Annotated in this window: 9 protein-coding genes; 1 reads left to right on the forward strand and 8 read right to left on the reverse strand. The window is 41.3% G+C overall.

Going from position 1 to position 10,051, the window contains the following annotated elements:
- Positions 1-264: 264 nt before the first annotated feature.
- On the reverse strand, positions 265-702 hold the full coding sequence (locus ACTNES_RS08220; RefSeq protein ID WP_291807972.1) for a MarR family winged helix-turn-helix transcriptional regulator: 438 nt from the start codon (positions 700-702) through the stop codon (positions 265-267).
- Positions 703-1,043: 341 nt separating this feature from the next.
- Between ACTNES_RS08220 and ACTNES_RS08225 the strand changes: the two genes are divergently transcribed.
- On the forward strand, positions 1,044-2,663 hold the full coding sequence (locus ACTNES_RS08225; protein ID WP_441039092.1) for a CapA family protein: 1,620 nt from the start codon (positions 1,044-1,046) through the stop codon (positions 2,661-2,663).
- 181 nt (positions 2,664-2,844) lie between these two features.
- Here ACTNES_RS08225 and ACTNES_RS08230 read toward each other — a convergent pair whose 3' ends face one another.
- The 7 genes from ACTNES_RS08230 to ACTNES_RS08260 all read right to left on the reverse strand — a co-directional run.
- Positions 2,845-3,618, reverse strand: coding sequence for a TatD family hydrolase (locus ACTNES_RS08230; RefSeq protein ID WP_441039093.1), 774 nt, complete (start codon positions 3,616-3,618; stop codon positions 2,845-2,847).
- A gap of 13 nt (positions 3,619-3,631) precedes the next feature.
- Entirely contained in the window at positions 3,632-4,063 is a 432-nt protein-coding gene (locus tag ACTNES_RS08235) for an MOSC domain-containing protein (protein ID WP_216458468.1), read from the reverse strand.
- A 64-nt stretch (positions 4,064-4,127) separates the two neighbouring features.
- A complete protein-coding gene (locus tag ACTNES_RS08240) occupies positions 4,128-4,616 on the reverse strand; it encodes a MogA/MoaB family molybdenum cofactor biosynthesis protein (protein ID WP_216458469.1) in 489 nt (162 codons plus the stop codon).
- 242 nt (positions 4,617-4,858) lie between these two features.
- Entirely contained in the window at positions 4,859-5,335 is a 477-nt protein-coding gene (gene moaC / locus ACTNES_RS08245) for a cyclic pyranopterin monophosphate synthase MoaC (protein WP_216458470.1), read from the reverse strand.
- A gap of 220 nt (positions 5,336-5,555) precedes the next feature.
- Positions 5,556-6,836, reverse strand: a complete 1,281-nt coding sequence (gene ltrA, locus ACTNES_RS08250) for a group II intron reverse transcriptase/maturase (RefSeq protein ID WP_441039094.1) — start codon at positions 6,834-6,836, stop codon at positions 5,556-5,558.
- A 531-nt stretch (positions 6,837-7,367) separates the two neighbouring features.
- A complete protein-coding gene (locus tag ACTNES_RS08255) occupies positions 7,368-9,620 on the reverse strand; it encodes a SpaA isopeptide-forming pilin-related protein (protein ID WP_441039095.1) in 2,253 nt (750 codons plus the stop codon).
- A gap of 138 nt (positions 9,621-9,758) precedes the next feature.
- Positions 9,759-10,051 (reverse strand): zinc ribbon domain-containing protein (locus ACTNES_RS08260; RefSeq protein ID WP_441039096.1); only part of this gene is annotated, 293 nt, incomplete at its 5' end.

Below are 10,051 nucleotides of genomic sequence, written 5' to 3' on the forward strand. Positions count from 1 at the left end.
ATCATAATATTTCTTTATAAATTCGCCGATTTCCTCTGAATATCCATTCTTTATTTTATATTTTCAGAAGTTTAACCGAAACAAGTAGCGAAGTGGATTACGAATATCCGTTTCGCTACGCAGTTCTACACAGAATAACTGCTCCGCAGTTTATTCGGTTAAATAAATCAGGGAGACAGAATTATTAATTGTCTGTCTCCCTGATTTATCAGCTACAATAACGAATAACGCTCCTGTAGTCTTATCTTCAAAGTTTCACCATTTCTACTGATAAGATCTGAAAAATGTTTCCAGTTTCGTCAGTGCTGTTGTCAGCGCCTCTGTCTCTTCTACGTTCAATCCCTTCAACACTGCCAGCACCATTTTCTCATGGAATTTTTTGTGATGATGGTATGCTCTCTCTCCCAGTTCTGTCAATGAGATCAGCACCACTCGTCTGTCCTCCTGGCTTCGCATACGCTGGATATATCCCTTCTTTACCAGATTATTCACTGCAATTGTCAACGTACCCACTGTCACATTCAACGCTCTGGCTACTGTTGACATATTCTTCTGCTCCCGGATACCTACCGCATCAATAATGTGCATATCATTGACTGAAATATTCTTATATTCTCCCGTAATCAGCGCTCTCTCTTCCAGGTCCAGAATCTCATTAAATAAATTAACCAGCACATCATTGATCGCTTCATAATGGTTCATCCGGCTACCTCCCTCTTATTTCCTTTTATCAACGGAGATCAGTTTCTATTCTCTCTAATCCCTGCTGTTAACTCCTGACTCCCGTGTTTCTTTTATTATACACTAAATTACTTTGCCCCACAAAGCATTTTTGAAAGGTTTTGAAAGAATTTCTTTCTTAATCTTTCTTTGAACCTTGAAATTTGTTATAATGAACAGATAATAGAATTTCTGTAACTATTCAGCAGTCTACATCCCGCGAAGGTACTGAACAGTTACAAATTTTTTCAGAATAGCAGGATCTAAAGAATATCAGAATTTCCGCTGTTCTGCACAGTTATACTTTAAAAGGATCAAAAAATATGAAAAAAAATAATATCCCGCTTAATTTTCGGGAAAAAATCAATTCGCGCATCAGTCTTCTGTGCTCTGTTGTAGCTCTGATCATACTGATGGTGGTAATCCATCAGATTGATTACACGTTGATCAGCAAACCGCAAAAAGAAGCTGTCGAAGCAGCTGCACTCGAAGAACAGAAAGCAAAAGAAGCAGCTGAAACACCTGAGATTTCCACAGCAAGTGTGATTGCTGTTGGCGACAATTTATATCACAGTAAATTGTATGAATCCGGTGAATATGATTCCGGTGTATGGAATTATGATCATATTTATACACACGTTCTGGATCAGATCCAGGCGGCAGATGTAGCCATGATCGATCAGGAAACGGTTTTTGCTCCCAGTCATGATGCAGTCAGCAGTTACCCTTCTTTTGCCACACCTCAGGAAGTAGGAGATGCTATTATCAAAGCAGGGTTTAATGTAGTGGAATCCGCTACCAACCACGCAGATGATTATGGCTATGACTATCTGAAAAGCACTCTGGATTTCTGGAGTACAAACTATCCTGACATTCCCGTACTTGGCATCCATGCAACCCAGGAAGATGCAGATACTGTAAAGACAAAAGAAGTTAACGGAATCAAGATTGCGTTTCTCGATTATACATATGGTACAAACAATTCCGGATTAGGTGACGGCTACGATTATATGCTGGATATCTTTGACAAAGATAAAATCACTGCCATGATCCAGAAAGCCAAACAGGTCAGCGACTGTATTATCTTCGTAGCACACTGGGGTACTGAAGACGAAACCATGCCAAATGAATTTGAGAAACAGTGGGCCGCATTTCTGATGCAGCAGGGTGTGGATGTGATCATCGGCGGACACCCGCATGTGCTTCAGCCTTATGGACAGCTCTCGGATGATCAGGGACACAGCACTACTGTTTTCTATTCCCTTGGAAATTTTGTTTCTACTCAGCAGGAACTCCCGGAACTTTTGGAAGGAATGGCAAGTTTTACCATCCAGAAGTCAACTCTGAACGGTAAATCAACGATTCAGATTCTTTCTCCTGAAGTGAAACCTATGGTTATGCATTACAACCACGACAGTGGCGAATATGGACCATATATGCTGGATGATTATACTGAGGAACTTGCTGCTTCTCACAGTGTACGAAATCTGATCGGTGATGAATTCACCCTCGAAAACCTGAAAGCCAAATTCAAAGAGATCATGTCCATGAATGTCAAGCCTTCCACCAACACAAATCTGTTGAATGTCAAATTTGACTGGGAAGGAAACATGATCGACAAGACCACCGGAAATGTTGTTGAGGATACAGAATCCATCCACTCTTGGGAATATCTGGCTTCTGTATCAGACGGTTCTTCTGATTCAACAGGAAGCTCAGATGGAAACAGTAGCAACGACAGCAGTGATTCTGGTGACAGCAATTATGGCAGTACCAGCTATGACAATAGCGATAGTAGTTATGACAATTCCAGCTATGACAGTAGTTATGATAGCGGTTACGATAATTACGACAGCAGTTATGATAGCAGCTACGATAATTACGACAGCAGTTATGATGAAAGCTACGATAATTACGACGATAGCTATGACAGCGGCTATTAAGAAACAAAAAAGATGTTGATCGCGCTTCTGGTCAACATCTTTTTTTGCGTATAACTTTACATATATAACTTTGCACGAATAACTTTCATCATACTTTTTTACATTGTTATTATTCACGCTATGCTCCGTAATGCTCTTTGCGGAATCTTATCTACAAGCTTTATATTGTCCCCTGGCTTTGTCAGATTCCCAGAAGTTTTTCGGCATTCTGCTTCGTCACATCAATGACTTCTTCCACAGTAATTCCCTTCAGGTCTGCAATTGCCCGTGCCACATATGGCAGATTCAGAGAAGAGTTTCTCTTTCCTCTGTTCGGTTCCGGAGCCAGATATGGGCTGTCTGTTTCCAGCACAAGCTGAGATAACGGCGCATACTCAACCGCTTCTTTCAGCTTTCTTGCATTCTTAAATGTAACGACACCGCCGATTCCCAGATACAGTCCCATCTTCAGATACTCTGCTGCAATCTCCTTACTGTATGAAAAACAATGAATGATACCACCATACATGCCGCCCTGCATATACTCCCGGACGATATTAAGTGTATCCTCCGCCGCCTCTCTGCTGTGGATCATGAACGGAAGTTTCTCCTCTCTGGCAATATCCATCTGAGCCCGGAACATCTTCTGCTGAATCTGATGCTCTGCTTCTTCCTTATGCCAGTAATAATCCAGACCGATCTCACCGATTGCAACCATTTTATCCATGTGAGAAATTCTGCGGATCTCATCCAGAGTCTCCTGTGTCATCTTGTCTGCATCATCCGGATGAACTCCTACTGCTCCATATATAAACGGATATTTCTCAACCAGTTTCACAGTGTCTTCAAGCTCATCGATAGCTGCACAGACATTTACAATCTTCTCAATTCCGCCCTCATACATAGACGCAAGAAGTTCTTCTCTGTCTGTATCAAAGCCGTCAGCGTCATAATGTGCATGTGTATCAATAATCATTCTTTCATTCTCCTCATATGACAATTTCCAGTTCATCTCCCGGGCGGATTACTCCGCCATGCAGAACCTTCGTAAAAACGCCCTGCTTCGGCATGATGCACTCTCCCATTTTCTTGAAGATTGCACAGCCGCTGTGACATTCCTTACCAATCTGAGTCAGTTCCAGAACTACGTCATTGCATTTGAATTTCGTACCGATCGGAAGTGTTGCAAAGTCGATTCCCTGAACCACCAGGTTCTCTCCAAATGCACCGTCCTCCACTTCCGCACCTCTGGCACGAAATTCTTCAATCTTGTCAAAAGAAAGCAGGCTTACCTGGCGATGCCATTTTCCTGCATGTGCATCTCCCTCAATGCCCCAGTCCTCAACAATCTCAATCTCCGGAACGCTTGTCTTCTGTATTCCTTTCCTGTCACTTGTACAGACTGCAATTACTTTTCCCATAAAACTATCCCTTTTACCTTCCTGATTTTATTTTCGTACTTATTCTTCCATTAATGACTGTCAACTATCTCGCGCAGTTTCCAGCTTCTCCCGTCATAATCTCGATGCCATGTCCAAGTGCATCAATAATATATTCCAGACTCTCTTTTACAGCCTTAGGACTTCCCGGCAGATTAATAATCAGCGTTTTTTTACGGATACCAGCTGTTGCACGGCTAAGCATAGCACGTTTAGTAATCGTCATACTATATGCACGCATTGCCTCAGGAATTCCCGGTACACGTCTGTCAATGATATCTTCTGTTGCCTCTGGCATAATATCTCGTGGAGAAAAACCAGTTCCACCTGTAGTCAGAATCAATTCTGCCTCTCCCTTATCTGCAATCTCTGCCATTCTCTCTGACAGCATCTTTCTGTCATCCGGCAGAATATCCGCAGATACCACTTCATATCCATTCTTCTCAACGATCTCACGGATTGCCGGACCACTTAAATCCTCACGTTCTCCACGATATCCAGTATCGCTGGATGTAATAATCGCTACTCTTTTCATATTGTAAAACCCTCCATAAATTATAGCATCCCAAAAAAAGGTTTTTCGACTGTTATTCTGCCGCAGTATCTTATACTGAAATATCTTCCAATATATACAGAAAACAGCCGTTCTTTTCTTTTTATTTATTATACACTTTTATTCTCTTTTACCCAACAAATTTTTTTAATATTAACAAATATCACAATTCACCAGATGTTCTGTTTTAATCGGATGAACATTTGCAAATCATTTCGTTCTGGCTAAAATCGGAAATCTCCACTTTTACCACCAGTCTTCTCAACCAGATGCACATTGGACATTACCATATGCTTATCAATCGCCTTACACATATCATAAATTGTCAGAAGAGTCACCTGAACTCCTGTCAGTGCCTCCATTTCCACGCCGGTTTTTCCCTCTGTCTTAACCGTACAAAAAGCCCGGATAATTCCATTTGCCTCATCCAGTTCATAATCTACAGAACACTTCTGGATAGGAAGTGGATGACACATCGGAATCAGCTCAGAAGTCCTCTTCACACCCATAATGCCCGCTACACGCGCAACGCCAAGAACATCCCCCTTCTTTACAGAACCTTCCTTCACAGCAGCCATAATGGCCTCACCTACATGAATCTCTCCTGTAGCAATCGCCGTTCTATAAGTAACACTCTTCCCGGAAACATCCACCATAACTGCATTTCCATTCTCATCAAAATGATTAAAACCCTGTAACATGATTAAAAATCCCCCTGTTTAAATTTATTATGTGAAAATGTCATATCATTAATAATACCACAAAACTCAGACGAGATATAGACAAAAAGTTCCTGCAATTCGAGCGCTATCTATTGTAATGCATTTCCACGTATCGAGTAGGAGGAATTTCTCTTGATTGAGAAATTCCGACCTCTCACACCACCGTGCGTACCGTTCGGTACACGGCGGTTCAATCAACTTAACAAGTAACACATCTTTCGGTGTAGTAATCTAACATTGAGACTAATCCGAATGAGATTAGTCTCTTATTGCTTATAGCTTGGCTTACATCTGAACCTCGACATACTCTTGCGAACCCTTTAGCATAGGATGTTCGCTTTGCCGCCCATTGGGGCACGCCTAGTTTCATTAAATTCTTTGCCCTGTTTTGTGGTGTTTTCCATTGTTTCCATATACACATTCGAAGTCTGAATCGGATATGTTTATCCATTTCTCTGCACAGATGTTTCATACTTCCTATCTTGAAGTAGTTAACCCACCCTCTGATAAGTTGATTGATTTTCACCACTTTGTAGCTGTTGCTTACACCCCAGCTACGACAGGTGAGTTCCTTCATCCTCTTCTTTAACTTCTCAACTGATTTTGCATGTGGTTTCGCCTTATATTGGTGTGCTCTTGAATCAAAGTAGAATCCAAATCCAAGGTATTTGAGTCTTTGCGGTCTATCCACTTTACTTTTTGTCATGTTGACTTTAAGCCCTAGTTTCTCCTCAATAAATCGAGAAATATTTCTCATTACTCGATTTGCAGACATTTCACTTCCAACCATAATGATACAGTCATCCGCATATCGCACGAAATTGAGTCCTCGCTTTTCCATTTCTTTGTCAAGTTCATTGAGCATGATATTCGCTAATAGCGGAGAAAGATTTCCTCCTTGTGGTGTTCCTATTACAGAGTCTTCATACTCATCATCAATCATAATTCCACTGACAAGATACTTTCTCACAATGGAGATGACATCTCCATCCTTGATTGTTCTTCCAATTAAGGTCATCAGCTTGTCATGATTTACTGTGTCAAAGAACTTTTCCAAGTCAATGTCTACAATCCAATCATTGCCATCATTCATCATATCAAGTGCTGTTAGGATTGCTTGCTGTGCACACCTATTCGGTCTGAATCCATAACTGTGGTCATGGAATTGTTCCTCATAGATTGGTGTTAGTACCTGTGCAATGGCTTGTTGTACAAATCTGTCTGTTACTGTTGGTACTCCTAGGTTTCTGACACCACCATCAGGCTTTGGTATCTCCACTCTTCGTACTGGTTGAGGTTTGTATTTTCTTGTCCTCAGCTGTTCCTTGATGATTTCGCCGTTCTTTGCAAGATGTTCCTTGAGTTCTGTGTACTTCATTCCGTCCACTCCCTCTGCACCTTTGTTTCGTACGACTTGCAGATATGCTCTATTGAGATTATCGCTAGATAAAATCTGCTCCATTAGACTACCTGTGTCCATGCGTTCTTTCCTTTCCGTCTCGCTTGATTTGACCATCTTTTACCCGATTGGTTACGGCAGATGTTGTCATTTCTGCAATACGAGACATACTCAAACTTATTGATTGTTCACCCCTTCGCTCCATTTCCGTTACAGAAACTTCTTCACTACTATGGGTTCGGCTGACTTCTCACAGTTCGTTGTTACTAGGCTAATGAAACCTCTGTGAGACCTCCACGCTTAAGGTGCACACTCTTTCCTCTCATCTATCCGCCACATTTACTCGTACTTCCAGCAACTTTTGGACTTCATCTTCTTTTGCAGACTTATCCGTATTTCCGAGCCTTATATGTGATTTCTGTCCGTCGGACCAAGAGTTTGCTTACAGCTTCCTTCAGATTCCACCTCACGATGGACACCCTTGCTGTTCGGCTATACACTTCCTCGTTGCCTAGGCGTGTTCGGGACTTTCACCCGTTAGAGCGCGCCCATGGCGCGCAAACAAAAAGAGCTACGCACTATAAAGTGTGTAGCCCTTTTCAAATTTACATATTATTTCTTACGGCGTTTAAAGAATACCGCTGCTCCGGCAATTACGGCCGCTGCTGCAAATAATCCTACAAACATTCCAATCGGTGTGCTGTCGCCTGTCTTGACGGCAGATTTCGTTGTAGATCCACTCTGTGTAACCGGAGTGTTCGGTGTCGTAGTAGTTGGTGTTGGTGTAACTTCCGGTGTATTCTCAGAGTTTGTAATTACTACATCTGCACTGATATTGTCATCATCAAAAGTTACCTGCATATTATCTACGCTGACATCATACTTAAAACTTGCTGCTCCGGCAACCGGATTTCCTTCGGAATCTACCTCTGTTACATATAAGGTAATAGAGCCGCCTTCCGGAATAGAAACCTTAACCTGTGAAGTTACCTCTGAACCACCTGCCAGATCCAACGGTACGATGTTATCAGAAACGTCTGGAGAAAGCTGTGTGAAATCTGCGTCTGAGAAAATTCCTGCATAGAAAATCTCACTGCTGTTCTTAGCTTTTCCATCGCCGCCTACCAGCTTCTTGGTGATGTTCAGTTCACCTTCTTTGTAGTAACCATCCGGAACCTTTTCAAACTGATTATCAAAGTATATGGTCTTACTTCCATCATTATTTGTAACTTCTACTGTATTTCCATCAGAGAAATCTACCGTGTATAAAGTTCCGTCTGCATTTACATTTGCAAGGTAGCTTGTTCCATCTGCCTCGCACTCACCTACATAATAGGTCTGGCCTTTTTTCAGTCCTGTAAATGTTACAGTAGAAACAGATGCATTCTTATAATTAAGAGCCATTACATCTGAAACTCTCTGTGTACAGTCAGGATCTGAATAAAGCGCAACATAATATGTCGCATCCGGTGCTCCAATAACCTGTCCATCAACTGTTACCAGTCTCTTGGTTACAGATACGGAAACTGTCTTGTCTACTGTCTTCTCATCTTTTACAAGAAGATCGTCACCACTGATTGATGTTGTCGTGTTTGCTGTGTTGATTGTTCCGTCTTCATTCAGTTCGAATGTTGTATCTGCCGCAACATCATAGCCCTTCGGTGCTTTTGTCTCACGAAGAGTATAAGTAACTCCCGGTTTGAGACCTGTGATCTTGTGAGCATTCTTTGTAGAATCCCATTCAGCTACTACATTTCCATCCGGGTCAATAACCATGAGGTGGGCGCCGCCGAGTACTTTGTATGTTTCGGCATCTACCTTGCTGATCTTGACATCAACTGAAGTTTTTGTATAGGTATTTGTAACTGCTACAATTGCTTGGCTATCTTTTCTTATTGTCACCTTTCCAGTTCCTGTTACTGCAAGTCCGTATCCGCTGATTCCGGCTTCTTCTGTCTTTTCGTTTACTGTGTATTCTCCTACCGGCAGGTCCTTGATCGTTACAGTCTCTTCTGCCTTGACTTCCACTACTGTTTCTGTATCAGATGCACTTCCATCCTTGCTGTAGTATTTTCCATCTGGTCCCTGCACGGTAAACTTAAAGGTTCTTTCTCCTGTATCAGCCCCTACTACGTACTTGCTTATGCTCAGATTTCCTTTATCATCTGTGTCATCACTTGAAGTATTAGAGCAAGTTACTGTTTCTTGAAGTACTGTCGTTGATCCACTTGGTTTTATATGATGTATCTCACAAGGTGCATGATCCACAGTATTAGCAATAACAGAACCATTTGTAGAAGCCACACATGTAATATGAGCCGTTGGTGCTAATAGTGTTCCAAGTCCATTACTGTATTTAATATGTCCTGTATATGTTGAAATTGATCCATTATTATTAGTATAAAAATTCCAAATTACACTATTTGCTATTGGATTCCACGCCCCTGGTCCTTTATCATTAACTTTACATCCTTCAATATCAATTTCAGATGGTGCATTTGTACAATCAACATTAATTACAAGCAATTTGCCATCTGTTTGTAGTCCAGTATTTGCTGTCCACTCATGTACATATTTAAAAGGTTTTTTGCCATCAACAAAAATATTTTCATAATCTATTTTACCAGAATCACTTATTGGAACATACGCTACTTTTACATCATCCATTTCATTAGGAACAAGATTACCTAATTTACTAGACAGATTTTCCAAATTGTTCAATTGTGACTCAAAATCAATAGGAAACGGTTCATCTGCTTTAATTACATCAACTTTACTACTTTCAATCTGATATTTACTTTGATCTTGTCCTACGATATATCCTTGATTTGGATTTATCCATTGTACTGTATTGGTACTTCCCATAATAACAGAAGCTTTTATACCATTGTTGCTCTGTAGTGAATTACTCGGTAACTGAGTTACCAGAGCATCTGAATTAAGGCGGGATACCGCCTTTTTTCAGGGTGCATCCATGGCACCACTACTGTTTGCTCTTTAGAGCTATACAGCTACTTTTATTATTTCCGGTGTCTTCAGTCCGGTTACGGACAGTTCTCTTTTTACTCCGGATACGGAGTGATATTTTCTCAGGATATTATATGCGCCTACGGCATCTGCGTTATAGGTTCTGTTTCCATCTCTGTACAGTCCTCTCTCTTTCCGTTTGGACGGCTCTGCATATCTTTTCCCCACTTCCGGTGACAGTGGGCTGCACTGGCTGGTATAACTTTCTTCCTGTTTTATGAAACGGATCCCATATCTTTTCAGCTTATATTCCAGCATGATATAGATCC

Source organism: Blautia sp. HCP3S3_D9 (genome assembly GCF_052063845.1).
Taxonomy (GTDB): Bacteria; Bacillota; Clostridia; order Lachnospirales; family Lachnospiraceae; genus Blautia_A.

Excerpts from the sequence above, each read along its gene's own strand:
- moaC (WP_216458470.1), bottom strand. The coding sequence starts at position 5,335 with ATGTTACAGGGTTTTAATCATTTTGATGAGAATGGAAATGCAGTTATG.
- ACTNES_RS08235 (WP_216458468.1), bottom strand. The coding sequence starts at position 4,063 with ATGGGAAAAGTAATTGCAGTCTGTACAAGTGACAGGAAAGGAATACAG.
- ACTNES_RS08255 (WP_441039095.1), bottom strand. The coding sequence starts at position 9,620 with ATGGGAAGTACCAATACAGTACAATGGATAAATCCAAATCAAGGATAT.
- ltrA (WP_441039094.1), bottom strand. The coding sequence starts at position 6,836 with ATGGACACAGGTAGTCTAATGGAGCAGATTTTATCTAGCGATAATCTC.
- ACTNES_RS08225 (WP_441039092.1), top strand. The coding sequence starts at position 1,044 with ATGAAAAAAAATAATATCCCGCTTAATTTTCGGGAAAAAATCAATTCG.
- ACTNES_RS08240 (WP_216458469.1), bottom strand. The coding sequence starts at position 4,616 with ATGAAAAGAGTAGCGATTATTACATCCAGCGATACTGGATATCGTGGA.
- ACTNES_RS08230 (WP_441039093.1), bottom strand. The coding sequence starts at position 3,618 with ATGATTATTGATACACATGCACATTATGACGCTGACGGCTTTGATACA.
- ACTNES_RS08220 (WP_291807972.1), bottom strand. The coding sequence starts at position 702 with ATGAACCATTATGAAGCGATCAATGATGTGCTGGTTAATTTATTTAAT.